Annotated in this window: 25 protein-coding genes and 1 tRNA gene; 20 read left to right on the top strand and 6 right to left on the bottom strand. The window is 29.5% G+C overall.

Going from position 1 to position 26110, the window contains the following annotated elements; translation table 11 throughout:
• The first annotated feature begins 208 nt into the window (after positions 1-208).
• The 3 genes from Q0V24_RS04695 (at position 209) to Q0V24_RS04685 (ending at position 4361) form a co-directional block, all read left to right on the top strand.
• Positions 209-2173, top strand: coding sequence for an FUSC family protein (locus Q0V24_RS04695; RefSeq protein WP_297519062.1), 1965 nt, complete (start codon positions 209-211; stop codon positions 2171-2173).
• Between the two features lie 129 nt (positions 2174-2302).
• The gene (locus tag Q0V24_RS04690) at positions 2303-4105 is read left to right on the top strand and encodes a tetratricopeptide repeat-containing diguanylate cyclase (RefSeq protein ID WP_297519060.1); all 1803 of its coding nucleotides are present in this window, start codon (positions 2303-2305) and stop codon (positions 4103-4105) included.
• Between the two features lie 180 nt (positions 4106-4285).
• Positions 4286-4361 (top strand) — tRNA-Met (locus tag Q0V24_RS04685).
• A gap of 64 nt (positions 4362-4425) precedes the next feature.
• On the opposite strand, the gene Q0V24_RS04680 is transcribed toward Q0V24_RS04685, so the two are convergent.
• On the bottom strand, positions 4426-4650 hold the full coding sequence (locus tag Q0V24_RS04680; protein ID WP_297519058.1) for a hypothetical protein: 225 nt from the start codon (positions 4648-4650) through the stop codon (positions 4426-4428).
• Positions 4651-4844: 194 nt separating this feature from the next.
• Between Q0V24_RS04680 and Q0V24_RS04675 the strand changes: the two genes are divergently transcribed.
• The 6 genes from Q0V24_RS04675 (at position 4845) to Q0V24_RS04650 (ending at position 9922) form a co-directional block, all read left to right on the top strand.
• The gene (locus Q0V24_RS04675) at positions 4845-6134 is read left to right on the top strand and encodes an SH3 domain-containing protein (protein ID WP_297519056.1); all 1290 of its coding nucleotides are present in this window, start codon (positions 4845-4847) and stop codon (positions 6132-6134) included.
• A gap of 135 nt (positions 6135-6269) precedes the next feature.
• Positions 6270-6452, top strand: coding sequence for a hypothetical protein (locus Q0V24_RS04670; RefSeq protein WP_297519054.1), 183 nt, complete (start codon positions 6270-6272; stop codon positions 6450-6452).
• Between the two features lie 270 nt (positions 6453-6722).
• Positions 6723-7232, top strand: a complete 510-nt coding sequence (locus Q0V24_RS04665) for a hypothetical protein (protein ID WP_297519052.1) — start codon at positions 6723-6725, stop codon at positions 7230-7232.
• 319 nt (positions 7233-7551) lie between these two features.
• Positions 7552-7887: a zinc ribbon domain-containing protein YjdM gene (locus Q0V24_RS04660; protein WP_297519050.1), complete on the top strand. Its 336-nt coding sequence runs from the start codon at positions 7552-7554 to the stop codon at positions 7885-7887.
• A 102-nt stretch (positions 7888-7989) separates the two neighbouring features.
• Positions 7990-9021, top strand: a complete 1032-nt coding sequence (locus Q0V24_RS04655) for a DNA methylase (RefSeq protein ID WP_297519048.1) — start codon at positions 7990-7992, stop codon at positions 9019-9021.
• Positions 9022-9376: 355 nt separating this feature from the next.
• Positions 9377-9922, top strand: coding sequence for a hypothetical protein (locus Q0V24_RS04650; protein ID WP_297519046.1), 546 nt, complete (start codon positions 9377-9379; stop codon positions 9920-9922).
• Positions 9923-10079: 157 nt separating this feature from the next.
• Here Q0V24_RS04650 and Q0V24_RS04645 read toward each other — a convergent pair whose 3' ends face one another.
• A complete protein-coding gene (locus tag Q0V24_RS04645) occupies positions 10080-10514 on the bottom strand; it encodes a hypothetical protein (RefSeq protein ID WP_297519045.1) in 435 nt (144 codons plus the stop codon).
• A gap of 34 nt (positions 10515-10548) precedes the next feature.
• On the bottom strand, positions 10549-10722 hold the full coding sequence (locus Q0V24_RS04640) for a hypothetical protein (RefSeq protein WP_297519043.1): 174 nt from the start codon (positions 10720-10722) through the stop codon (positions 10549-10551).
• 307 nt (positions 10723-11029) lie between these two features.
• Here Q0V24_RS04640 and Q0V24_RS04635 point away from each other — a divergent pair, with 307 nt between their 5' ends.
• Together Q0V24_RS04635 and Q0V24_RS04630 are read left to right on the top strand one after the other, a co-directional pair.
• Positions 11030-11410, top strand: a complete 381-nt coding sequence (locus Q0V24_RS04635; RefSeq protein WP_297519040.1) for a hypothetical protein — start codon at positions 11030-11032, stop codon at positions 11408-11410.
• A 143-nt stretch (positions 11411-11553) separates the two neighbouring features.
• Complete coding sequence (locus tag Q0V24_RS04630) at positions 11554-11808, top strand: hypothetical protein (protein WP_297519038.1); 255 nt, start codon at positions 11554-11556, stop codon at positions 11806-11808.
• Positions 11809-11843: 35 nt separating this feature from the next.
• On the opposite strand, the gene Q0V24_RS04625 is transcribed toward Q0V24_RS04630, so the two are convergent.
• Entirely contained in the window at positions 11844-12026 is a 183-nt protein-coding gene (locus Q0V24_RS04625; RefSeq protein ID WP_297519036.1) for a YjfB family protein, read from the bottom strand.
• A 342-nt stretch (positions 12027-12368) separates the two neighbouring features.
• Here Q0V24_RS04625 and Q0V24_RS04620 point away from each other — a divergent pair, with 342 nt between their 5' ends.
• A complete protein-coding gene (locus tag Q0V24_RS04620) occupies positions 12369-14591 on the top strand; it encodes a ribonucleoside-diphosphate reductase subunit alpha (protein ID WP_297519034.1) in 2223 nt (740 codons plus the stop codon).
• A 159-nt stretch (positions 14592-14750) separates the two neighbouring features.
• On the top strand, positions 14751-15785 hold the full coding sequence (locus Q0V24_RS04615) for a ribonucleotide-diphosphate reductase subunit beta (RefSeq protein ID WP_297519032.1): 1035 nt from the start codon (positions 14751-14753) through the stop codon (positions 15783-15785).
• A gap of 115 nt (positions 15786-15900) precedes the next feature.
• Here the strand turns inward: Q0V24_RS04615 and pnuC are convergent, their stop codons facing one another.
• Positions 15901-16698: a nicotinamide riboside transporter PnuC gene (gene pnuC, locus Q0V24_RS04610; protein WP_297519030.1), complete on the bottom strand. Its 798-nt coding sequence runs from the start codon at positions 16696-16698 to the stop codon at positions 15901-15903.
• Positions 16699-16897: 199 nt separating this feature from the next.
• Between pnuC and Q0V24_RS04605 the strand changes: the two genes are divergently transcribed.
• From Q0V24_RS04605 to Q0V24_RS04590, 4 genes are all read left to right on the top strand, one after another.
• On the top strand, positions 16898-17023 hold the full coding sequence (locus tag Q0V24_RS04605; protein ID WP_297519028.1) for a hypothetical protein: 126 nt from the start codon (positions 16898-16900) through the stop codon (positions 17021-17023).
• Positions 17020-17187 (top strand): hypothetical protein, encoded by a 168-nt coding sequence (locus Q0V24_RS04600; protein WP_297519026.1) that lies wholly within the window; start codon positions 17020-17022, stop codon positions 17185-17187. The genes Q0V24_RS04605 and Q0V24_RS04600 overlap by 4 nt, the downstream gene beginning before the upstream one ends.
• Before the next feature lie 284 nt (positions 17188-17471).
• On the top strand, positions 17472-18710 hold the full coding sequence (locus Q0V24_RS04595) for a cation:proton antiporter (protein ID WP_297519024.1): 1239 nt from the start codon (positions 17472-17474) through the stop codon (positions 18708-18710).
• Between the two features lie 267 nt (positions 18711-18977).
• The gene (locus tag Q0V24_RS04590) at positions 18978-19490 is read left to right on the top strand and encodes a YbhB/YbcL family Raf kinase inhibitor-like protein (RefSeq protein ID WP_366938272.1); all 513 of its coding nucleotides are present in this window, start codon (positions 18978-18980) and stop codon (positions 19488-19490) included.
• Between the two features lie 84 nt (positions 19491-19574).
• Here Q0V24_RS04590 and Q0V24_RS04585 read toward each other — a convergent pair whose 3' ends face one another.
• Positions 19575-19895: a helix-turn-helix domain-containing protein gene (locus Q0V24_RS04585; RefSeq protein WP_297519021.1), complete on the bottom strand. Its 321-nt coding sequence runs from the start codon at positions 19893-19895 to the stop codon at positions 19575-19577.
• A 440-nt stretch (positions 19896-20335) separates the two neighbouring features.
• Here Q0V24_RS04585 and Q0V24_RS04580 point away from each other — a divergent pair, with 440 nt between their 5' ends.
• The 3 genes from Q0V24_RS04580 to Q0V24_RS04570 all read left to right on the top strand — a co-directional run bounded on the left by Q0V24_RS04580 (position 20336) and on the right by Q0V24_RS04570 (position 26093).
• Positions 20336-21568, top strand: a complete 1233-nt coding sequence (locus Q0V24_RS04580) for a cation:proton antiporter (RefSeq protein ID WP_297519019.1) — start codon at positions 20336-20338, stop codon at positions 21566-21568.
• 200 nt (positions 21569-21768) lie between these two features.
• Positions 21769-23922, top strand: coding sequence for a YhgE/Pip domain-containing protein (locus Q0V24_RS04575; RefSeq protein WP_297519017.1), 2154 nt, complete (start codon positions 21769-21771; stop codon positions 23920-23922).
• Between the two features lie 11 nt (positions 23923-23933).
• Positions 23934-26093: a YhgE/Pip domain-containing protein gene (locus Q0V24_RS04570; protein WP_297519015.1), complete on the top strand. Its 2160-nt coding sequence runs from the start codon at positions 23934-23936 to the stop codon at positions 26091-26093.
• Positions 26094-26110: the final 17 nt, after the last annotated feature.

The following is a 26110-nucleotide window of genomic DNA, read 5'->3' as shown; positions in this document are numbered from 1 at the left end:
ACCCAAGAAGTGTTTCAGTTGAAGAAATGAAGAAATTATTCATAGCAGTTTATAATGGTGAAGATGTAAACTTCTAAGGGGAATTTAAAATATGTAAATAAATATTTGGCTATAATATAAAAAGGTTTTTATCATATTAGAGATGATTTCGAATTAACCGAGATCATCTTTTTTAATCAAAAGATAAGTTATAAAAGGAGCGGGGAAAGTGAGTAAAGAGTCAGTAATTAGAAGTACAATTATATTTATATTATCTGCAATTATGATTTTTGTTTCAGTGAGATATTTAGGTCATAATAATCTGATGGTTGGAGTTAGTGGATTATTTATTTTAATAGCTATATTAAACAAAGATTTTTCAAGAACACCGTTTAGGTCTGGGTTAAAAGTATTATTTTTAACATTAATAATGGGTGGAGTTCCATATTTTATTAATGCAAATGTGTTTAGTGGATTCTTCATTAATTTCATAGCTGTTTTTGTTATGATATATATGGTTGTATATACTTTTAATAAAACCATATATTTTCCTTTTCTTTTTGGTTATACATTACTTTTAACTAGTAATGTAACTGGTAGAGATTTAACTCTTAGAGTTTTAGGCATGATTGGAGTTGCAATTATAGCTGTAACTTTTCAGATATTATATATTAAATACAAACAAAAAAAAGAGGTTAAAAATAGAGTTCTGTTAGAACTAATAGAATCTTTAAGAGGAAAAATAGAGCTTGCAGTTAATGGTAAGTTCTCTGATGCAGAGGTTCAAGAATTTAAAAGAAAAACTGGTGAATGGAGTAGAGAAATTCTTGAGATAAGAAATAATACTACTTATTTAAGTGAAAAAGAAAATTTAGAATTGGATTTGATTGCATCACTTGAAAATATAGCTCATATGGCTAAAGGATTTTCAGATAAGAACCAAAGAGAAAAAATAAATTACACTCATATTTTAAGTGATATAAATATCTTATTAATTGAGTTAAAAGAGTTTATTAACGGTGAGAGTAATATAAAATACTTAAGAAAAGAAGTAAACAGAATATCTAGAAATTACGAGTTATCTAATATAGATTATGATGTTGAAATATATGAAGTTTTAGAAGTTTTAAAAATTATGGATAGATTAACTTATAGATTAGTTGAGCTTGGAAATATTAAGAGAAGAAGAGTTTTTAGTATTCGTTTAATATTTAAAGAAATTAAGAGTTCTATAATTGAAAGTTTTAATGACTTTAATATAAATTCTGTGAGATTTATTTTTGCTTTTAGAACAGCTCTTTTAGTAGCAGGATGTTATTTTCTTTTAAGATACTTTGATTATCCACTTGCTAAGTGGTCATTATTTACTATAACATCAGTATCACAAGTTTATAATGATACTGTTAGAGAACGTGCTAAAGGGAGATTTCTTGGTACAGTTATAGGTGTTGTTATTTATGTTCCATTAGCTATGATATTTACTGCAAAAGAACCAAGGATTATTATAATTGCAATAGCAGTATTCCTTATGATAAGTTTTAAAAAATATATGTATAGTATTGCTATGTTAACAATATTATTTATTGGTATTGTAACTATTAATATAGAGAATATGTTTTACTATGGACCAGCAAGAATTATGTATATAGTCATTGGTATTATAGCTGTACTAATAGCTAATAAATTTGTTTTTCCATATAATCTAAAGAAGGAAACAAAACTTCTTATAGATAAATATCAGGATACATGTTTGGATATTTTAAATAGAGTTTTTGATCTTCATTCTAAAAAGAGTGATGTAGAATCAATGAAAAATGATATTATTTTAGCTAAAAGTATCGAGAGTAAAATTATAGCTAATGATATAGAAATTGACCCTGTAATGCTACAAAAATATAGAATGACTCAAAGGTTATTTCTAAATAAGATACATAATATATTAAATCGAATTGAGTATGTTGAAGCAAATCCAGTTGTTAATGTTAAGGATAAAATGGAGAAGCTCTGGCATATGTCAAAAGAGTTAGAATATATCCCATTAGAAGATGAGGATATACTTAATGTTACATTTAATAAATACATTAATGGAGTTCAAACAATCGAGGAGAAAATTATATATTTAGATGTATTCTTGATGATAAAGTTAAATAAAGAAAGTGATATTACTAGAAAGAAAATATTAGCTTTAATTTAGAATTTGCAGTGATATAAAATAAATTTGCTTATTAGCCACCTTTTTTACTAAAGGTGGCTTTATTTATATAGATAATAAAATAGTAGGTTTTAATACTATGTTAAGAAGGTTTATTTAGGGGGACATAAAATGAAAAGGGCAAAAGAAAAGGTAGTAGTTTTAATTATAAGTGTGATTATTATTTCTTCTATAGGAAGTATTTTTAGTGGCTTTATAGAGAAAAAAACAGAAGAGGATTTAAGGACTACCATAGAAGAAAATTATTCTATATATTATCCAATGCTTGTTGATTATACAGGGAAGATAAATAAGAGAGAAGAGGGAGTTTATGAGGAGTTAAATGAAAAACTTGGGAGTAGTGAAAATATTCTAGCTACTGGTACATATAAAAATGCTTTAAGTTATTATTATTTGAGAGAAGGAGATTATGAAAAGCATAAAGAACTAGCTTTAGATGCTATTTTAGATTATAAAAGTATTAAGGAAGGATTGCCTTTAGTGCTTCAAACTTATTCATATATGATAAGTAATGCAATTTCAAAGAATGATTATGATTTAGCTTTAAAGTATTGTTACGAGGCTGTTGAAATTATAGATTCAGAAGATAGTAAATATATTGCAGATGATTTAAAAGAAGGTTTTAAGGTTATTATAGATTGTAATTTTATAAATATATTCATTTATAATGGATTACCAGAGAAAGCAGAAAAGTATTATAACGAGATAAAAGATTATAAAAAAGGCGATGATATTTATGAGGACAATAAGAAGTTTTTAGTATTTAGTAAGATGGTTTACAATGATGCAATTGAAAATTTTGATGAAACACTAAAATTAACTTTAGAATATCAGGAACTTGCAGAAGAACGTGGAAGTGAAAAGGCTCAGGGGCTTAGGATGAATGTAGGAAAAGCTTTAGTTGGAGCTGGCAGACCAGATGAGGCCTTAGAACATATTCTAGTTTCAGAGAAATTTTATGAAAAAAATAGTTCGGGAACTTCATTAGCTAATGTTTATGTGGTTTATGGTGAATATTTTGAAGCAAAGGGTAAGTACGATAAGGCTTTAGAAAATTATATTAAGGCATATGATTTATATTCAGTTGATGCTAAATTTAGCTCGTATCAAATAATGACGATTGAGGATATTCAAAAAGCTCATAAACTTGGAAAGAGTGATGTAGATATTGATGGATATTTGAATAAGTATGTTGAACTTAATTTAAGTGCTGATAAGAATGGAGATAGTGGTTTAGCTTCTTTATTTAGTACAATGGAAGAAATCAACGAGAAATCTTATGAAAGTAAACTTTTATTTAGAGAACAAGAGAAAGTAGCAATTGAGAGGTCTAATGAGGATAGAGAAAAACTTATAATTATTTTAACTTCTGCAATGTTTCTATTAATTATTGTAATGATTAAACTAAAAAAAGAAGTTGCTTACAGAAAAAAATATGAGAGAGAATTACAAGAGATTGTAGATAGAGATTTTTTAACTAAATGTTATTCTAGAATTTATGGGGTTGATAAGATTGAGAGCTTGATAATAGAGAGAAAAGAGTTTTCAGTAGCTTTGATAGATATAGATAATTTTAAAAAGATAAATGATACGTACGGGCATTTAGTTGGAGATGAAGCTTTGAAAATGCTTGGAAACATTTTAAATAATAGTTTTGATGGTGTAGGAACTTCTATGAGATATGGTGGTGAGGAGTTTTTAATAGTTTTAGAGTGTTCGAAAGAAGATGGTTTAAAATTATTAAATGATTTTAGAAGTTGTGTTGAGAAAAGTATATTCTCAGAAAATCTTACACTTACCATAAGTGGTGGTCTTAAAAGTTGGACTGATGAATCTATTGAGGTATTAGTAGATGAGGCTGATAAGCTTTTATATGAGGCAAAGCATCAAGGGAAGAATAGAATATGTGATTAAATTTGTACAAGCCATATTATTTAGTGATAATATGGCTTATTATATTGGTAGCATTAAGAGTTTAATAAGCACTAGGTAGAGTCTAAGTGAGGTGAGGTTGTTATAGAGAGTAATACATCTTTGCTTTAATAAAAGATGGAGGTTATACTGAGTACATAGCTTGAGAGAACAAATTAATATCGCGGGGTGGAGCAGTTGGCAGCTCGTTGGGCTCATAACCCAAAGGTCATAGGTTCGAGTCCTGTCCCCGCTACCAGAAGAAAAGCAGAAGAGGCTAAATCATTTTAAAGTGATTTAGCCTCTTATTTTTTTATAGTTTTTTAAGGTTGGTGATAATAGCTCATACCAGGATAGAAAAATACGATTTTTTCTATATCTATATATACAGTGGTATTTGCTGGTGGGCTTAGACTTGGTGATGTGTTAGTTATGATTAATTGTAGTACAGTCCCTTTTATTGCAATAATTTTTCCTATTAATCTATGATCTATAGATAAATGAAGTGTAATTTCTTGATTTATAAAATCTCTTAAGGTAGCTCCCATAAAAGTCCTCCTAAATATTCAAAGTTTATAATATATACTATTCGACTCAACATAATTCTGTGCATGTTTAATATTTTTTGTAATAATTTTGTTTTGGTAAAAGATTGAAACATTCTTTGGAAATTGGAAGAAAAAGCAGAATGATGGTAAAATGTAAAAAGAATAAAAAAACAAAGGATTAAGGTAGTATTATTATGAACAAAAGAAAATTAGTGGTTATGTTAACAAGTCTAACGCTTGGTGTTATAGGAATTACGTATAGTGGACAAGCTAATGCACAGGTTAAGGAGACAAAACATATAGAAAGTAATGTAGTATTATTAGCAAGACATAATGTTGGTGATACTGTTGCAAATTATACAATCAGTGCAAGCAATAGAAATCGTGCTTGGAATGAAGCTGTAAGACTTCATAGCGGAAATAGAAAAAATAATTGTACTTATTATTTAGCAAGTCTTTTAAGAGGGGCTGGGGTTCATGTTCCAAGTTGGATTGGATATACAACAAGTCTTGGAGATTGGCTTGGTCAAAATGGATGGAAAAGAAGTACAAATATGAGTAATTTAAAGCCAGGAGATGTAGTTTTCTCTGGTGATACACATGCTTATATGTTTTTATCTTGGGCTGATAAAAGTGATTTAATTGCAAATGTTAATGATGAGCAGATGGCTGCTTATGATAATAGAGTTTCTTATGAAAGAAGATTAAAAGGAGCTCATAGTAATGGGACAATCCCAGGTGAGGGTAATAGATGTTCTTATGTTAGAGCGACTTATTATATGACTCCAGCAAATGATAGTCATGATTCATCAGGAAATGTGGAAGCTATAAGTGGAAATACAACTATTCAGAGTTCTATAGGATGGTTAAGATTTAGAAGTGGAAATAGTACAAACTATTCAGAGCTTGGAAAGATACCGACAGGTACAAGTGTTGAAGTTATAGGTAAAAGTAATGGCTGGTATAAAGTTAAATATAATGGAGAAATAGGATGGATTTCGGGTGATTATACTAATGGAATACATTCAGATTCACAAGGGTCTGGAGGATCTGGGGAATCAACAAATGTAAGTGGAAATACAACTATTCAAAGTTCTATAGGGTGGTTAAGATTTAGACGTGGAAGTAGCACTAATTATTCAGAGATTGGAAAAATCCCTACAGGGACAACTGTGAATGTACTTGGTCAAAAGAATGGCTGGTATAAAGTAAGCTATAATGGTGAAATTGGCTGGATATCTGGAAGTTATACAACAGGGGTAAGTCAAGAATCTAAAAGTGATACTTTAGGGTCTACTAGAATAGATAGTTCTATTGGATGGTTACACTTAAGAGCTGGTTATGGAACTAGTTATGGAATCTTAGGAAAGATACCTACAGGGGCGCAGGTTAAAGTTTATTCAAAAGTAGGTAGTTGGTATAAGGTAGAATATAATGGGCAAATGGGATGGATATATTCATCATATACAACAGGAATTAATTAAATTTCAAAAGAGCTTTAGGGCTCTTTTTTTTATGAAAATTTTATTAGGTAAAGTAAAAAAAAGAGTAACATAATTATGCGGCGTGTAATATTATATATTAAAGAAATTTTAATATAATAATAGGAGTTGTTGGTTATGGGAATGTATAATAATTATAATTGTGGATGTTGTGGGTGTTATTCTTGCAAATATTACCTAATAAATGGATGTGTTTATAGCTACGAGTATAATCCATGTACTTGTTGTTATGAGTATAACTTTATAGGTAAGGTAGATCCATGTAAGTGCAAAAAAAGATGCTGTGGTTGTTGTAATTAAAGATACTAATAGTGATAAAGTATTTAAAGAGAAGTAATTAAACCTTTAAAAAGGAGGGAATTACTCTCTTTTTTTTATGTAAAGCAGATGAAAGAGTAACATAATTTAATTGTAGTGAATAGTATATAGTATAAAAATAATTAGAAAGAGGAGCAAAAAATGGGAAGAGATAAATATGGAAATTGTAGTTGTAGCAGTAATAGTAACTGTAATATTTGTGGGTGCAATCCTTGTAGATGTAATAAATCAAATTATGGAAGTTGCAACAATATGAATTATGGAAATTGTGATAATACAAATAGTAGTGGACATTCATATGCAACATTTTGTACTGAAAATTTAGAACAACATGTTTATAGAGGTGAGGAAGTTAGATTTGATAAAGGTAGTAATTGTATTGAGGGTATTAAATTAGTAAGAGGTGGAAGAAGAGGGCGTGATAGACATATAGAAGTATGTGAAGCGGGCGTGTATTATATTTCATATATGGTTCATAATGAAATTATTGGAATTGCTGATTATGATGGAAGTATAAATAATCAAATGTGCATATATGTTAATGATTTAATTCAAGATTGTAGTAGAGGTGGGTCTCTAGTTCCTAATCCAGGTCCTGATAATAAATTATGTACAACAATTACTGGTAGTTTAGTTCTTTGTCTTAGTGCTTGTTCTGCAATAACTTTAAGAAATTGTAGTCCAGATGGCCCAGGAGATCACATTCATCTTTGTACTGATCTTGGAATAGAAGCTAATATTAGTATTTTTAAAATTTGTTAGTTTTAGATTAGTAAGTGTTAATTGATGAAAAAGTAATCTAAGTATTAAAAACTTAGATTACTTTTTTACTTAATATGGAAGAAAAGGGGCTAGTTTGTCAATATTGTAAGACTATGATATTATATACTCCTATAGGGAAATGCCTATATGTTTTTTGCATTAGTAATTAGTACATAACTTATATTTGGGTAAAATAAATTTAGGCTTAATTGTTTAGTTTAATTTGTTAAGCAAATATAAGCAGGAATTCAATTTGCAAAAAAATACGAAATATAAGATAAAGTTATTCTTAAAGAATGCTATTAGGAGGAATTTTAGAATGAGTATACCAAATTGTCCAAAGTGTAAATCAGAATATGTTTATGAGGATGGAAGTTTATATATCTGTCCAGAATGTGCTCACGAGTGGGGTCAAGGTGAAGAAGTTGTAGATGAGTTTGCTTTAGTAGTTAAAGATTCAAACGGAAACATACTTCAATCAGGAGATTCAGTTTCAATGATCAAAGACCTTAAAGTTAAGGGATTTGTATTTGCACTTAAAAAAGGTACAAAAATTAAAAATATAAGACTTGTTGATGGTGACCACAACATAGATTGTAAAATAGATGGTTTTGGAGCTATGTGCTTAAAATCAGAGTTTGTTAAAAAGTTATAATCATGAGAGCTAGTTTTTACTAGCTCTTTTTTCTAGCAATTTTATATTATGTAATGTAATATTGTAAATATAATTATAAAGAAATGAGAGAGGTACAAAAGAATGAATCAATATGCAATTTTAGCAAATCCAGGACATAACAGAATATATTTTGATGCGGCTATGAGTATAGCTTATTCAGAGTTAAAGGCTATAACATCAGGCTATGAAATAGAACTTATGGAAGTGGAAGAGGGAAATATAGGACTTCCAGCTTGTATATGCTTTAAAACTAAAGAACCTTTAACAGCAGAAATATTAAAAGCTATAGGAACATCTTCTATATATTATGCTTTATTTGAAATTGTTGAGGGTGCTTTATTAAAACCAATATCACCAGAAGATTTTAAAACATTCCCAGAGAGTATGACACAAATACTTAGATATAACGGTAAGACAAATGAGCAATTCACAAGACTTATGGTTAATCTTGCAGTTAGTGCATGTGAAACTAAAGCACCAGTTTTAAAACTTTTAGATCCTATGTGTGGTAAGGGAACTACATTATATGAGGGATTAATAAGAGGGCTTGATGTTGTTGGTATAGAGATAGATGAGAAATGGGTACATGAAATAGAAACTTTCATAGTTAGATTTATGAAAACAGGAAAGTATAAACATAGAATACAAACAGCTAAAATACCAGGACCTAATGGCAAAAAGATGGCTGATAGCTTTACGTTAACAGCAGCAGTTGAAAAAGAAGATTTCTTAAACGGAGATTTCCAAACAATGCAGTTATATTCTGCTGATACTAGAAAATCAGATTTGATTTTAAAGAAAAAATCATGTGATATTATAGTTTCTGATTTACCATACGGTGTTCAGCATGGAAGTAAAAATCAGGGAGTATCAAATATGGAGAGAAATCCTTTATGGCTTTTACAGTCAGCATTACCTGCTTGGCACACAGCTTTAAAAGCAAAAGGGTCAATAGTACTTTCATTTAATGAATTTACAATGAAAAGAGAAGACCTTGCAGTTCTTATGGAAGAAAAGGGATTCAAAGTTCTTGATGAGGAACCATATAATGATTACCTACATAGAGTAGACCAATCAATAAACAGAAACTTAATAGTCGCTATTAAAGCTTAATTTAAAACTACCACTAAAATATAGTGGTAGTTTTTTTATGGGATTTTAAAATATACCAATATAATACAAATAGCAATGGTAAAAATACCTTTTAGAAGGCTTTTAAGCCTTTTAAGCATTTCAAAGAGTGTGGAAAGATACTAGCTTTCGCTAAGGTTATATAGCTATAGTTTGCAGAACCTAAGTTAGCGATTCACTGAAAGGGATTTATTTACTTTATAAATTTGTTTATAATTACCTATAAGAGTTTTCTTTGGTAGAAATACACTAAGATTAGCTTATAGAATCCCACCAGCTTTAGTGGTGTGGAGTGTCAATTATACTAATAATTATAAATAAAAGAGGATGAAGTTATATGTACGTATACCATGCTGTTAGGGAAGATATGCTTAGTGAGAAAATAGTTCCAATGAGAGATTTGTGTAAAACAAGCGAAGAGTTATATAAGGGTAAAATGTCTAAATTTCCAAATCAATATAAGCGTGAAAATCAAAAGGTTGGTGTACTTAATTGTGAAAAAAGAGATGTGATTTTTATGACACCTATTCCACCAAATATTTTAGAGGAAGAACTTAAAAGACGAGTTGGAATTAGTTTTGAGGGAACTAGTTTTTATAAAATTGACTTAAATAAACTTGATAGAAAAAAAATGTGCATATACTTAAATTTTGATCCAGATGATGAGAGTGAATTCTTTCCTGTAAATGACAAGACATTGAAAAAATTTGATAAATATATGAGTTATACCCAGGAGGCAAAAGAGTATTGGGAAAACATTATGTTAAATAGCACGAGGTTAAGATCTTTATTATTTGCAGGTACATATTTGTTTTTACATGAGGGGGAAATTGATATTAGTGATTGTGAGATAGTTACAATCGAAAAAGCACAACCTGTATAGGTTGTGCTTTTTTTGTAGACATTTAGGAGTGTCATATGCTTTTTTAATTAATTAAATTAGGGGTAATTAATCAAAAAACATATTGACAAAAAATTTTCGCCAAATATATTGTGGAGTATATTTGGGATTTATAAAAAGCAATAAATTGCTTGATACCTTATTTACTAAGTGTTTTTATCCATTTATCAGCTATATTTTGTTCGTGTTTTTTGAAGTGCTCGTATTTTTTATACTCTCTTAATGAGTGTTTAATACTTTTATCAAGCTCTGCTATATCCATATGATCTTTAGTAGCTTCATTAGTGTAAACTTCTCTAACAGCTTTCATAGCTTCTCTTTGTTCTTTATGGTTTTTAAGATTTTCTAATAATTTTTTAAGAATATCTTTTTTAGCCACAAGATTTATATCAGTTCCTTCTTCAGCAATTGCTAAAAGAGTTTCTAATCTTTTTTTTGTGTGTTTTAAAGTTACGTCCTCAAGACTATCCTCTATTCCGTAAGCTTTTAAGAATTTTTCAAATTCTACTAAGTCTGATTTTTTATTAAATAATGTATCTAATTCTAATTCTAATTCTGTATATAATAATTCCATTTCTAGGTCCTCCTTTGATTAAAAAAATTACTGATTAGTGTTTGTGATGATCAAAAGCTTCGCCACCAAATTTATGTTCTTCTTTAAAACTTTCTTTGTGTTCTTCTTTTAATTCTTCTCTTTGTTCTTCTCTTCTTAATTCATTTAATTTAGTTTTTTCTGTGTGTATTGCATTTTCTTTGAATTTTCTATCACCTGTATGACCCATGTCTAATCACCTCTACTCTTTAATATATTTACATAGTATCACTTGGATTTTAGAATGTAAAAAAAAAAAAATGAGCCTATTATAATCTATTTAAGGAATAAATTGATGAAATTAAAGTGATTTTAAACTTTTTTTACCTTTAGCAAAGCTAAAAGTTTAAAAAAATATTTTTAGTATAAAAAAGATATCTTTATTCTATATATTTCCAATAGTATAAGATGATTAAATATTAAATATACGAATAGTATTGATAAATATTGTATAATGAAATAATAAGAATTTTATTTGATAGGAGATGTTTAAAAAGATGGATTTAGTAACTTTATATAATGAGTATAAAAAATATTCACAGGAATATATGTCATATATATCTGACCTTGTTGATTCAGATTTAGGGAAATGTGAGAATGAGGGGATTTTAGATAAACTTAAAAGTTATCAAGTTAAGTTTGAGGATATAAAAATAAAAGCTGATGTTGTAGAGGTTGATGAGGCTAATATGCAAAATCTTCAAGATTTAAAATATCTAGTGATGGATGTTTTATTTGCAGCACTTGATTTAGCTACTTTTTATTCATATAAAGAAGTAGAGAGATTTAAGATGAGAGCTACAAATATTATAAATAAAAAAAGAAGATCTGAAATGTTTAATGAGTCAATGCACGCTCCTTGTAGAGTGGATTTTTAAAATTTAGAGTTACCTTTATTAAAAGGGTAGCTCTTTTTTATAAATTACACATATTTTTTTAGGATAATAGTAAGTAAATAATAAAAAAAGAGAGAGTGCTTTTAGACACTTGTAGAACAAATGAGAAAGTGAGGCGTATGGAGATGGAAAATTACAAAGAAAAGGATATTAAGTATGTAAGAAATGAAGCAAAAACATTGTATGATTCAATGTTTTCTGATGATGAAGTTGTTGAGGCAAAAAAGCATGTTTATGCTATGATTTATAATAATATGGAGATGATTTTTGGTTGTCAAATTGGTGGTTTTTCAGAACTTGAAATAACTAAGACTGAGATAAAATCAATAATTAAGGAAGTTGTTGATACTGATGCTAGACAACTAAACTATTTAAAATAATTAAAAAAATCTGTGGAAATTATCCACAGATTTTTTTATGCTCTAGTATCTAGTTTAGTTCCACGATTTGAGTCTGTTACCATTATTGATTCTAACATTTGAGTCATTCCATTTGCGACTTCTTGATTATTATTCATTGTCATTTTTAGCAATGATATAGAAACTGCACTTTTAAGTGAGTTTTGACTCATTGACATAGACATTCTTCCTACATCCATAAATTTCTCCTTTCAAATTTATAAGGTCGATAAAATTATCGGCATTTTTTTCATATATTTTAGATGTTAATTTTATAAAAAAATATTTACTTTAAAAGTTATTTGTGGAAAAATAATATAATAATAAATTTTTAATAGTTATTACAGATATACATTAAATATAGAGGTATTTTTAAGTAGCATAAGATTACATAATGTTTTCACTAGAAAACAAAACAAAGTTGGTTTTACAAGGGGTAATTTAATAACTATAATAGAGAAGGCAAAACACTAGATATAGTGTTTAATAGTTGGACGTAAATAAAAGGATACTATATGTTGTATAGGGGGATTTAGAGAAATATGATAAACAAGGCATGTACACAGGCAATGGGCTATTTAAGAGAGGGATCTGAAAGCTATTCAGAGGGGGATTTAAAAGCAGCATTAGAGAATATATTAACATCGAATATGAATGAGAGAGAAATTAACAATTCTATTATACAAACAGCGTTAGAATTGACAACTCAGTTTGAACCGAATTGGCAGGACATAGCTTCACATATATATGTCCTAAACCTAAGAGAAGACATCGCGAAAAATAGAGAGAGAAGTAGCGAGGTAGCTTATGATAATTATTATGAGCTTGTAAAAGAACTAACAGAGAAAAAATTATATGGTAAATATATATTAGAAAATTATTCTAAAGAAGATATAGAAGAATTAGAGAGTGCAATAAAACCAGAGAGAGATTTCTTATTTACTTATAGCGGAATAAAACTTTTAGCTGAAAGATATTTAGTTGAGAATTTTGATAGAAGTAAAACAGAACTTCCACAGCAGATGTTTATGGGAATTGCTATGCACCTTGCTATACCAGAGAAGAAGGAAGATAGATTATACTGGGCTAAGAGATTTTATAATTCATTAAGTCAGCTTAAAGCAACAATGGCAACACCTACAATGTCAAATGCTAGAAAGCCTTTTTATCAATTAAGCTCATGCTTTATAGATACAGTTGATGATAGTTTAAATGGAATATATAAGACTGTGGACAATTTTGCTAAAGTTTCTAAGTTCGGTGGTGGAATGGGAATTTATATTGGTAAAGTTAGAGCGCTTGGGTCTTCAATAAGAGGGTTTAAAGGGGCTTCAGGTGGAATTATACCTTGGGTTAAGCTTATGAATGATACTGCTATTGCAGTTGATCAACTTGGTGTTAGAAATGGTTCTGTTGCTATATGGCTTGATGCTTGGCACAAGGATGTAGCAGAGTTTTTACAGATAAGAACTAATAATGGAGATGATAGAAAGAAAGCACATGATGTTTTCCCTGGTATTTGCTACCCAGATTTATTTTGGAAACTTGCAGAGAAGGATATGTCATCTAAGTGGTATATGATGTGTCCACACCAAATAAAAGAAGTTATGGGATATTCACTTGAAGATTTTTATGGAGAAGAGTGGGAAACAAAATACTATGATTGTGTAGAAAATGATGCAATAGATAAGAGAGTTATGGAAGTTAGAGATGTTGTAAGACTTATAATTAAGAGTGCAGCTGAAACAGGAACTCCATTTGCTTTCTTTAGAGATACAGTAAATAAAATGAATCCTAATAAGCATAAGGGAATGGTTTATTCATCAAACTTATGTACTGAGATTATGCAAAATATGAGTGCTGCGGAGGTGTTGCAAACTGAAATAGTTGATGAAAATGGAGATAAGATAATAGTTGAGAAAACTAAGGCTGGAGATTTTGTTGTTTGTAATTTATCATCAGTTGTTTTAGGTAATGTTGATGTTAACTCACAGGAAGAACTTGAAGATATAGTTGAAACTCAAATTAGAGCTATGGATAATGTTATAGACCTTAATTATTATTCAGTACCATATGCAGAGGTAACTAATAAAAGATACAGAGCAATTGGTCTTGGGACTTCAGGATACCATCATATGCTAACTAACAATAAAATTGTTTGGGATAGTAAGAAGCACTTTGCTTTTGTTGATAAAGTTTATGAGGATATTAACTATTATGCTATCAAGGCTAGTATTAAAATAGCTAAGGAAAAAGGTAGATATAGTTTATTTGAAGGTTCTGATTGGGATAATGGAGATTACTTTAAGCTTAGAGGATATAATACAGAAAAATGGGATAATATAAGAGAAGAAATATCTCAGTTTGGTATGAGAAATGGTTACCTATTTGCAGTTGCTCCTAATGGCTCAACAGCTACAATAGCAGGAACTTCAGAGGGAATAGACCCAGTAATGGCTAAGTTCTGGCTAGAAGAGAAAAAGGGAAGTATAATTCCTAAAACTGCACCAAATTTAACAGCAGATAATGGATACTTATATATGTCAGCATATGACATGGACCAACAGTGGTCAGTAGAAGCTGCAGCTATAAGACAAAGACATATAGACCAAGCACAATCATTTAACCTTTATATAACAACAGATTTAACTATGAGACAAATAGCTAATCTTTATATTCAGGCATGTAATCAAGGCGTTAAAAGTATTTACTACGTAAGAAGTAAGTCTCTTGAAATAGAAGAATGCGCAATGTGCTCAGCATAAGTGACACCCCCAATCTTGATTTGGATAGTGGAACTTACCCAGCTAGCGAAGGGTTTCTTTTAAAGAAGAAAATAGCAATTATAAAATAGATAATAAATAAATTTAGTCCCCAATTTAAAAATTGGGGTTTAAGTTTCTATAAATATAAAGAGGTGTGTAATGATAATTAATAAGAAAGCTCTATTTAATGAGTTTGGAGATATAGAAGTATCTAAAAAAAGAATGGTTAATGGTAATACTACTAACCTTAATGATTTTAATAATATGAAGTATTCATGGGTTTCAGATTGGTACAGACAAGCAATGAATAACTTCTGGATACCAGAAGAGATAAACCTTGCACAAGATTTAAAGGATTATAAATTGCTTGAACATGATGAAAAAACTGCTTATGATAAGATACTTTCTTTCTTAATTTTCCTTGATTCAATTCAAACAGCTAACCTTGGGAATATAAATAACTATGTTACAGCATCAGAGGTTAATTTATGTCTTACAATTCAGGCATTCCAAGAAGCGGTGCACTCACAAAGTTATAGCTATATGCTTGATAGTATTTGTTCACCAGAGCAAAGAAATGAAATATTATATCAATGGAAAGATGATGAAGTTCTTCTTGGAAGAAATAAATTCATTGGTGATTTATATAATGGATTTATAGAAAATCCAACAATGCATACTTTTATAAAATCTGTAATGGCTAACTATATTCTTGAGGGAGTTTACTTCTATTCAGGATTTATGTTTTTCTATAATCTTGAGAGAAATGGAAAAATGCCAGGTTCAGCTCAAGAAATCAGATATATAAACAGAGATGAAAATACTCACCTTTGGTTATTTAGAAATATGATAAGAGAACTTATAGGAGAAATGCCAGAGATATTTACTAAGGAGTTTGTAGCAGAACTTAGAGGTATGGTTCAAACTGGAGTTGAAAGTGAAATAGCCTGGGGTAAATATGTAATTGGAAATAGAATTAAAGGAATGAATGAAACTCTTATAGAGAACTATATTAAATATATAGGGAATTTAAGACTTAAAGATTTAGGCTTTGAAATATTATATCCAGAACATACAGAAAATCCAGCTAAATGGGTAGACCAATATTCAGATCCTAATATGGTTAAAACAGATTTCTTTGAAGCAAAGTCAACAGCTTATGCAAAGGCTGGAGCTTTAGTAGATGATCTATAAAATATAGAATACAAAAGCTATCGAAACTAGTGCATTTTGATAGCCTTTTTCTTTTATAAAGATAAAAAAATGTGGATAACTTTTAATAAAAGTTATCCACATTTTTTATATTATATTAAGCTTTTGCATGTTTTCTTTTGTATAAAGCTCTCCAACAAATGAATCCATAGATAGCACTTGTTAAGTATTGAATCCAACCTACAGCACCTGACATTGTTGTTACATTTACAGTTCCGTGGTGGATAAGTTGCATTACTACTGGTTTTAAGAATAAAACAACTCCTATTCCGTTAGATAATAACCAGAATGTCCATTGCTCTAAGTATCTTTGTCCTGTTAACCAAACGGCATATATTGTTAGGATAGCTGTAAGTGAATCTAGTATAAGATCACTATCAGGAGCTATTTTAACATGGAATAATGCTTCCATTATATTTGGTAGATAATAAGTGAATGCAGCATATGCTACCCAAAATATTACAAGCCCAATTATTGTAAGAATCCATTCTTTTGAACCGAATTTTTTAACATCTATACTATCATCTTGATTATTTGATGCTTTCTTTTTCTTTAAAGCTTTCATCCATGAAATAAGACCAATAACTTCTAGTGGGAAAATAAAAACAATATTTTGTATAACTTGTCCATAAAATTGACTCTTATATGCTATAAATGCATAAGTTAAAGTATTTATTATCCAGAAGAAGTAAGCTCCTATATCTGCTCTTGCGATATAGATTGAGTTAAATACTCCAGAGACTGCTGAAATAAGACTTATAATTGAAACTATTCCAAATACTTCTCCCCATGTTGAACTATGTGTCCAAGCTGGAAGTAAGAATACGATAATACTTATTATTGAGAAAAATACTATAAAACCTATTTGGAATGGCGTGAATTTTTTATTTTCCATTTATGATACCTCGTCCTTTGTTTAAAGTTTATTAAAAATTTGTTTACGATTAATTATTACATTTTTTATTTTAACTGTTTATGAAAAGGATTTCAAATACAAAATAGTTAAAAAATAATTTCAAAAAGAATGAAAGGATTAAGTGAAAGCTTGCGACTATATTATTGAGCATTCAAATGTAAGTGAGGGGTTATAAGTGGTGAAATTAAATTATATAGAGGATTTAGAAATGTTAAGTTATGTTATAGATTTATATTCTAACTTAGTATTCAAAAGGAAGAGAAAAAATATTAGATATAAAGACTGTTGGAAGAATGAGAGATGATAAAACTGATAATGATGGAATTTTTAGAATTCTTTACAGATAAAGGTGCAAAATTATTTGATAAGAAGAAGCTTGCAAAAGGAGAGGCGCTATATTACCTTGCTACTTGGATAATGATTGCGATAGCACTTTTTTATATAGGTAGGGCAATTATTAATTTGTAAAAAATATATTAAAGGTATAGGATTCTACATCTTTTATTTTTATGGTAAAAAAGTAGGGATAGATATATCAATTTGTGTAAAAATATTAATGAGTAAAGTAATACTACTAAGATTATATAGAAAATATAACAAAAATGGTTTATACTAAAGGTAAATCAATATCAATCACATAAAAGGAGAATTTTTGTTAATAAATTATGACAAAATTTTAAAAAATTCAAAAATAATATATAAAATATTATTAAATTACAAAACATAAGATAAAACCGAAAGGGGAAGATTTAATGTCACATGGTTATTTATTAGACCTTGCATTAATACTTCTAAGTACAAAATTATTTGGACTATTAACAAAAAAGTTTAAGTTACCACAGGTTGTGGGAGCACTTCTTGCAGGAGTTATTTTAGGACCATCTGTACTTGGAATATTACATGAAACTAATTTTATAGATCAATTATCATCACTTGGAGTTATAGTTTTAATGTTTGCAGCAGGTCTTGAGACGGATGTAGCAGAACTTAAAAAAACAGGTAAAGCATCTCTTGCAGCAGCTCTTTTAGGAGTTATTATTCCACTTGTAGCTGGAATAATATTAGCAATGGTATTCCATGAAGGTTCAGGTTCTAATGTAATGCTTAAATATGTATTTATAGGAATTATATTAACAGCGACATCAGTAAGTATTACTGTAGAAACTCTGAAAGAACTTGGAAAACTTAGTACAAGAGCTGGAAATACAATACTTGGAGCAGCACTTATAGATGATATCCTTGGAATCATAGGGCTTACAGTGGTTACAAGTATGGCTGATTCAACAGTTAGTATAGGAATAGTTTTACTTAAAATTGTATTATTCTTTGTTTTTGCAGGAATTGTAGGATTTATAGTAAGAAAATTATTTATAAAATGGACAGCAAAGCATGGAAAAGATATGAAAAGATTTGTTATCATGTCATTTGTATTGTGTTTAGGACTATCATACATAGCAGAGGAGTTCTTTGGAGTTACAGATATAACAGGTGCATTTATTGCAGGTATGGTTATATCTAATACAGAGAGAACCCACTTTATAAACAAGAAATTTGAAACATTATCATACATATTATTATCCCCAATATTCTTCGCAAGTATAGGTATAAAGCTAAATGTAGATTCTATGGATATGAAAACTATCATATTTACAATTGTTTTAATAGTAGTAGCTATACTAACGAAGATTATAGGTGGAGGGCTTGGAGTCAAGTTCTTTGGTTATAGCAATAGAGAGGCAATGCAAGTTGGGGCGGGAATGGTTTCAAGAGGTGAAGTTGCACTTATAGTTGCAAATAAAGGAATGGCGGTTGGGCTTATGGCACCAGAGTTTTTAGTTCCTGTAGTTATAATGGTTATTGCAACTACAATAGCAGCACCAATATTATTAAAAATAGTATTCAAAAATAAACCAGGTCAAAATGACCCAGGAGAAGAAAGTATTCAACTTGTAAAAGACTATGTTGAAGTAGCTAGTGAAAGAATAGAATAAAATTTTGAAAAGTTATTATAGTGCTAGAAATAGCATGAATAGTAGCTTTTCTTTTTTTATTTTTAGAGTTAGAGCACAAATAAAGGTTACTTACAAAAAAGTCGGTACTTTTAAAAATTTGTAGGTAGGATATAATAATATTTGTAAGCGACACACAAGTTGCTTTTAAGACAAGTATAAAAGACTTGTAATAATGAATAATAATATTAGCAGAGTAAAATTGACAACTAAGAATAAAATAGATAAACATAAGAGGAGGAATTTTCAATGATGAAAATATTAAGTAACTCTATAAATGCACAAGGTCACTTTGAGGACAAGTTCGGTAAGCATGGTGAAGATTTCACAAAGGGAATGCCATCAAGATCAATAGATTTTGAAATAGAAGGAGCACCAGAAGGAACAAAAACTTTTGCATTTGTATTAGATGACCATGATGCTATGCCAGTATGTGGATTCACATGGGTACACTGGGCAGGAGCAAATCTTAAAAGAACTAAGGTTGCAGAAAATGAAAGTATTACAGCAACAGATTTCCTTCAAGGAATCAATAGCTGGGGTGCAGCAATGATGGGTGAAAATGCTTTATCAAGAGAAGAAGCAGCAGCATATGGCGGAATGGCTCCACCTAACTGTACACACACATATGAGCTAAGAGTTTATGCATTAGACTGTGAGTTAAACTTAGAAGAGAACTTCTTTGTAAATGATCTTTACAGTGCTATGAGAGGTCACATCTTAGAGCAAGCTCATTTAACTGGATTATATAGACACGAGTAAAAGAAAATCCTAAAAGACCAAAACTAAAAAAAATCTAAAATTCCAAATTTGAATTATATAATAAAGAGTTCTAAGAACAGAGTACTACTGCTGTTCTAAGAACTCTTTTCCTATTTGTTGAAAAATAATAAGTCCATCAAGGTATCTTCTACCCCAATCTGTTAAAAAGTACTCTACTTTTAATGGATAACCATCATAGACTTTTTTATCTACTATATCAAATTCTGCTAATTCTTTTAAATGCTGTATAAGCATTTTTTGATTAATACCTTCTATATTTCTCTCAAGATATGATAATTGGTATGGTCCATGTCTTAAAATCCATATAATTATTGGTTTCCATTTTCCTTTTATCAAATCTAGGGATAATTCTAGTGGGCATGTGAATTTATCTCTTATTATCATATATATGTATTGCTATTATTTAGCAATATTTCACCTCCATCATTTTTTATCTTTCCTTATTATAGTATACAAATTTCAAGTTTTAATAGATATTAAAAAATATTAGATAAAGTTTATGTGAATTTATAGTTTCTGATTAAGAAAAACAGTTGAAGTATGAGATAATATTTTTGAAATCAGAAATATATAAGTTGAAATATCAGAAATTTATTAAAAAATAATATATAAACCTTTAATAAAGTGTTAATAATTGTTAATAAATACAAAAAATGGAGGTATAGAGAGGTACACAGAGGATAGAAATGTATTTTAGCTATGTAAAGGTAACAATGAATTAAAATAGATAGAAATCTAAAGAAAGGGATAAAAAGGGGGTTTGTAGAGAAGTTAAAATAGGAATATAATTTTCTTTAGAATTCAATTTAAGGGGGACAATTGTAATGTCACATAAATTTTTGCTAGACATTGCAATTATTTTGCTAAGCACTAAACTTTTAGGCTTAATTACAAAAAAATTGCATATGCCACAAGTCGTAGGGGCTTTAATTGCAGGTCTTGTACTTGGACCTGCAGCATTAGATATTTTGCATGAAACTGATTTTATTCAGCAAATTGCGTCACTTGGAGTTATAGTTTTAATGTTTACAGCAGGACTAGAAACAGATATAAAAGAACTTAAAAAGACAGGGAAAGTTTCATTTTGCGTTGCTATAATGGGAGTTTTGTTACCTTTAATCGGGGGATTTATAGTATCACATTTCTTTAATGATGGTGTAGGTGGAAAAGCTATGCTAGAAAATATTTTTATAGGGATTATTTTAACTGCAACTTCAGTAAGTATTACTGTTGAAACTTTAAAAGAGCTTGGTAAGCTTAATACAAGAGCTGGTAATACAATACTTGGAGCAGCACTGATAGATGATATCCTTGGAATAATAGGTCTTACTTTGATAACAAGTATGGCAGATTCTTCTGTAAATGTGGGAATAGTTCTTCTAAAGATAATTTTATTCTTTGTATTTGCCGCTATTATGGGGGTTGTTTTCCATTTTGTTTTCATGAAGTGGGTTGCAAATTATAAGGCTGATTTAAGAAGATTTGTTATAGTTGCTTTTGCATTATGTTTACTTCTTTCATTTGTTGCTGAGGAGTTCTTTGGAGTAGCAGATATAACAGGTGCTTTTATAGCAGGTCTGATTATATCGAATACAGCAAAAACACATTATATAAATGCTAGATTTGAAACCTTATCATATATGATTTTATCACCTATATTCTTTGCGAGTATTGGGATAAAAGTTGAACTTACAGAGATGAATGGTACTATAGTATTATTTACATTGTTACTTTTAATAATAGCAGTTACAACTAAAGTATTTGGTTGTGCTTTAGGTGCAAAACTTTGTAAGTATAATAATAAAGAGGCTTTCCAAATTGGAACGGGAATGGTTTCAAGAGGTGAAGTTGCCTTGATCGTTGCAAGTAAAGGGATAGCTGTTGGGCTTATGAATCCTAAGTTTCTTGCACCAGTTGTCATAGTTGTTGTTGTAACTACTATAGTTACACCAGTAATGCTTAAATTTATATTTAGAAATGATGATAAAGGCAATGGGGAAGATGATACTAGTTTAGTTGATAAGTATGAGACGGTAACTAGAGAGAAAGTTTATTAAATAGAGTAAAATAGCTTACTAATGCGGATTAGTAAGCTATTTTTTTGTGTTTAGTGTTAGTAAGGTTTTATTAAGTGTAAATTAGTTTACTTGTAAACTAATTTTTGATATATTTAATATAAGAAATAAAATTTATTTTAAATAAATTTCACTAAATAAGAAGACACTATAATATTAAACAAAAGAGGAGGCGATGTTACATGAGGAATGTTTTCAAAGTTTTTAAAAGAGATATTAAGAGTATTTTTACAAATCCAATAGCACTTTTAATAATTGTAGGGCTTTGCATTATTCCATCTTTGTATGCTTGGATTAATATAAAAGCAGCTTGGGATCCGTATTCAAATACAGGAACACTACCAGTTGCGGTCATTAATGAAGATAAAGGTGCGACACTTGCAGGGAAAAACATAAATATAGGTGATGGTATAATAGATGAGCTTCATTCAAATGATAAAATTGGATGGAAGTTTGTGAGCAAGGAAGAAGGAAATGTAGGTCTTGTTGATGGTAAGTATTATGCTATGATTGAAATTCCAGCAAACTTTTCAGAAAGTTTAGCTAGTATAACTACAGAAAATCCTACAAAAGCAGATATTATTTATAAAGTTAATACAAAGGTAAACCCGGTAGCAAATAAAATTACGGAAGTTGCTGAACAAACATTAGTCACTCAAATTAAAACGAGTTTTGTTGAATCTGTTAACTCAGAGTTATTTACAAAATTAAATGCGGTTGGTGATAAATTAAATGAGAATAAGCAAAATATAATTAATCTTAAAGAGTCAATCATTAATATTAATAATAATATGGGACTTATAAATAATGTTTTAAATGGTGTTAGTTCAGGAGCAACTAGTCTTGGGACATATATAAATACAGTTAAAACTGCATTGCCAGCAATTAGCTCAAGTCTTAGTAATGTTCAAAGTATTACAGTAAATACAAGTTCAATTATTGATAATACAAATTCTACTTTAAATTCAGCATTTAATAATATTAGTGTGAATTTAAGTACTGCGAAAGCGAATGTCCAAAATGTTCAAAATTCTTTAGCAGGTCTTAATACAGATAATGTTACAGCAGAGCAAGCAAAGGCTACAATTGCTAATGCAAAGAATAGACTTACTAATGTTGAGACATCACTGAGTGCTATTACTACTTTCTTAGAAAAGATAAATGGGACAGTAAATAATAAGTATGTAACACAAATGATTACTAATGTTACAAATATTAAGAATTCAGTTTCTAATCAAATTAAAAGTTTAGGAATTGCATCAGGTAGTATTGACCAAGCAGGAAAAGTTAAAGAATCAGTTATTACAGGTTTAACTGATGGAACTAATTCAATTTCTAATTCACTTGGAAATGCTATAGATAATTATAACAACAATACAAAGGGTCAACTTCAATCAATAGGAAGTAACCTTTCAAATACAACTAAAACAGCAGCAGGCCTTATAAATGAGGCTAATGGGCTTGTAGGAAAAGTTCAGGATGTTGTTAATTCAGCTAGTTCAAATACACAGATGGCCGCAAGGACAGCTGCAAGTTTAAAAACTACATTAAATCAATTTACTGGAGTTATATCAGAACTTGCAAAAAATCTTGGAAGTATAAGTAATGATAATTTAGACCAAATGATAGCTGTACTTCAAGGAAATCCAGCTATTATGGGTAATTTCATTTCAACACCATTTAATATACACCAAGAATCAATATTTAAAATTGATAATTATGGTTCAGGAATGACACCTATATATACAGTGTTAGCACTTTGGGTTGGTTCACTTTTACTAACTTCACTTTTAAAAACTAATCCTCCTAATTTTGAAGGATTAGAGAAAATTAGTATTAGAGAAAGATATTTTGGAAAGTTACTTACATTTATGGTTATAGCAATTATTCAGGCTATAATAGTTGCACTAGGAGATAAGTATCTTTTAGGAGTTCAAGCAGCTAGTGTTCCATTATTAGTTGGAGTATCAATAGCAACCGCTATAACTTTCAGTATTATAATCTTTACTTTAGTTTCTATTTTTGGAAACTTTGGAAAAGCTATTGCGATAGTTTTAATGGTTATTCAGATTGCAGGAACTGGTGGGACTTATCCAATTCAAGTTTTACCATTATTCTTTAGAATTATAGAACCTTTAATGCCTTTTAGTTATGCAGTAAATGTATTTAGAGAAGCAATTGCAGGACCTATATTCTCTCATGTGGCAAGTGATTTGATTGCACTCGCTACGTTTTCAATTATATTCTTACTTTTAGGATATTTCTTTAAACCTAAGTTACATGGTAAGTTAACTAAATTTGAAGAGAAATTTGAAGAGTCAGGAATTGGGGAATAGGAGGTGAGTGTATGAAAAAGATATTTAAGATTTTTACTAAAGATTTAAAAAAGATATTTACGAATAGAGCGGCGATACTTGTTATAGTTGGGATATGTTTTATTCCTTCACTATATGCTTGGATCACTCTTAAAGCTAACTGGAATCCATATGTGAATACAGCTAATATAGCTATTGGTGTTGTTAATGAAGATATGGGGACAATAGTTAATGGAAAGATTATGAATGTTGGAGATCAAGTTATGGATGAGCTTAAAACCAATACAAGTATAGGTTGGAAGCCTACAACTGTAGAGGCTGGGGATGCACAACTTAGGGATGGTAAGTATTATGCACTTATTATAATTCCAAAAGATTTTTCACAAGATTTAGCATCACTTACAACAGCTAATACTATGAGACCAACAATAATATATAAAGTTAATGATAAGACTAATATTATTGCTACAAAAATTACAGAGGTAGCAAATGAACAGTTAACTAATCAGATTACAGATAATTTTGTAAAAGCAGTTAATGAGCAAACTATAGCACTTGGAAATAGTTTAGGTAAAAAACTTAAAACTAGTGAGCCAGTTTTAAATCAGCTTAAAAGTGTTATGGATTCAGCTGATACAAAAATTTCAGAGATAAAGGGTAACATAAATAATTCAAGTGAGAGTGCAACAAAGCTTTCTAATTATCTTGATATTATGAAACATGATTTACCTCAAATAACAGGACAAATAAATTCATTACAATCAGTAGTTGAAGCTAGTAAAAGTCTTATTTCTTCAACACAGAATAATGTAAATTCAGTTGCTAGTTCAATAAGTAGTAATACTCCCAATATTACAAATACTAATAATGAATTATCCAATCTTATAGGTCAGTTAAAGCAGTTAAGTGATACTGCGGGTGATAATTCTAGTCAAAAAGCTATAATTGATAATGCAATTGGTGTTACAAATAAACTTATAGCAGCAGTTGATAAAAATATAAATCTTTTAGAGGGAATAAATAATCAGTTTAAAAATCCTATAATTTCAGCTGGTATTCAAAAGCTAAATGATGTAAAAGCTCTTATTGTTGCAGAGCAAAATCAACTTAGCTCTATAAAAGGTTTATATGAAAAAGGGGAAGCTAAAGCAGCAGATGTAAATGCTAAGCTTACAGGACTTCAAACTATGAATACAAATCTTATGAATAGTGTAACTGCACTATCAAGTAACATGTATTCAAGTGTGGTTCCAACTGTAAATAATTTATCATCAAATCTTACACAAGGTTTAAACAATGCAAATTCATTGTTAGAAAGCAGTAAATCATTAGTTCCACAACTTCAATCACTTGCAAACTTTGGTATTTCAACAAGTGATATGACAGTTTCAAAAGCTAATGAATTAAAGACAAAGATTAATGGATTTAAAAATACACTTGACGAACTGCAAGAAAAAGCAGGGCAGGTTAATGATGCAGATTTAAATAAAATGATAGATATGCTTAGTAAAAATCCAGGGAAAATTTCTTCATTCTTAGCTTCACCTATAAATGTTAAACAAGAAGAAATTTATGGTAGTTTTGCATTTGGTGTTGGAATTATGCCATTCTATACTGTTCTTGCAATATGGGTAGGTTCACTTTTACTTACTTCATTATTTACAGTAGAAGCAAAAAACAATGAGGAGGATAAGCCTAATCATTTACAAGTTCATTTTGGAAAGATGTTACTATTCTTAACATTATCATTTGTTCAGACAACTATAGTAACTCTTGGAGATAAATTTGTTTTAGGTTTTAGTCCTTATAATATGTGGCTTATGATGGGAATAGCTTGGCTATGTTCATTCACATTTACAATGATAATTTATACTCTTGTTTCATTATTTGGAAGCATGGGAAAAGCATTATGTGTTGTAATCATGGTATTCCAAGTTGCAGGGTCTGGGGCTATATATCCAATTCAAACAAACCCAGAAATATTTAGACAACTTGAGTTCTTATGGCCATTTAAATATGCGCTTGATGGATTTAGAGAGGCAATAGCAGGTCCGATTTGGAGTTATGTGCAAAATGATGTTATATCATTATTAATATTTGCAGGAGTATTCTTCTTACTTGGATTCTTAAAGCCACTGCTTCATAAGCAAACACACTTTATGGAAACTAAATTTAAAGAATCAGGATTATAAAAATAAGGTAAAAAGAT

Origin of the sequence: uncultured Clostridium sp. (assembly GCF_947039605.1) — a bacterium.
GTDB lineage: Bacteria > Bacillota > Clostridia > Clostridiales > Clostridiaceae > Sarcina.
This window is presented reverse-complemented; position numbering and strand designations above follow the sequence as displayed.